General features: G+C 63.5%; 1 protein-coding gene. It reads right to left on the bottom strand.

All coding sequences use genetic code 11. The annotated features are described in order from the left end of the window. Positions 1–150: 150 nt before the first annotated feature. Positions 151–1,256, bottom strand: a 1,106-nt coding sequence (locus EN991_RS36765; protein ID WP_164769688.1) for an ATP-binding protein, incomplete at its 5' end; no start/stop codon positions are given.

Genomic DNA, 1,256 nt, shown 5'->3' with positions numbered 1-1,256 from the left:
CTCAAATGTCCGCTCCGCTTCGGTTCTCGAAAACAGCACCACCCGACTCAGCCTGACGAATTCCCTGACGGGATTTACCCAAGCGGTCCAGGCAGGGCGCGAGCTTAGCGCGGCTTCTCAATCGGCCGGCAGAACAGCCGGGTCGCAAGCTCAATCGTTTTGCGGGCGCAGGCCGAAGGTTGCGGGCTTGAGGCCGTAGCGCATGTCGAAATCGTCGTCCGATGGCGGGCGTGCGGCGGGTGGCTTGCGGTAGTCGGGGTCGCCGGCCTGGCGGCCTGAATCCACGACCTCGGCGAAGGCCATCGCCTGCTGCGTCGATTTCAGCACGTTGCGCAATCGTTCCACGATCGCCACCAGATCGACATCGTCGCCCGGCTTCGACGTGGCCTCTTCGCGTTTGGCGGTGCCGGGAAGCAGGTGGCTCGGCAGTTTTTCGAACTTCAGCCGCATGGTCGTCGCCACGCCTTCGCCGAAGGCGATGGCTTCGCGCTGGCCCATCGAGGACAGAAAGGCAAGCGTCGAGGCAGAAGAGTCGGCAATCGCCGAGCGGATGATCGCCTGGTCCTGCTCATTGGCAAGCCGCATGGCGAAGAAGGTCGAGCATTGCGACAGGATGGTCGGGTCGAGCTCGCCGGGGCGCTGGGTGACGACGCCGAGATAGCAGCCATATTTGCGGCCTTCCTTGGCAATGCGCGACAGCGCATGCCTGGTCGGCGCGAATCCGAGACGCGGGTCGGCCGGCATATAGCGGTGCGCCTCTTCGCACAAAAACAGAAGCTGCAGCTTGCCTTCGCTCCACAGAGCGAGATCGAAGGCCAGGCGCGCCAGCACCGAACAGACGGAATTGACCACTTCGGACGGCATGCCGGCCATCTCGAAGCAGGTCACGGGACGGCCATGATGCGGCACGCGGAAGATGTTGCCGATCGTCTCGTGGATGGTGTCCTCGATCAGGCGCGAGTTGAACATGAAGCGATAACGTGGATCGGCCGCCGCCGATTCGATGCGCGTCTTCAGCGATTTGAGCGTCGGGCGATCGGTCTTGCTTTCGAGCATGCCCATGCGCTCATCGATCTGCTTGAGCAGGTCGGCGATGCGGTAAGGCACTGGCGTATCGGCGGTCAGCGCATCGCTGCCGCGCCTGATATAGGAGCCCGAATTCGGGTTGCGGTAGAGATTCTTGGCGGCCGGGATCAGGTCGCGCAAGGCATCGATTTCTTCCGGCTCGGTCTCGCGGCCCCGGAACAGCACCTCGG

The sequence above is a fragment of the Mesorhizobium sp. M7A.F.Ca.US.005.03.2.1 genome (assembly GCF_003997795.1).
GTDB lineage: Bacteria > Pseudomonadota > Alphaproteobacteria > Rhizobiales > Rhizobiaceae > Mesorhizobium > Mesorhizobium ciceri.
Note: the sequence above shows the minus strand (reverse complement) of the source record. Positions and strands in the feature narration are given on the sequence as shown.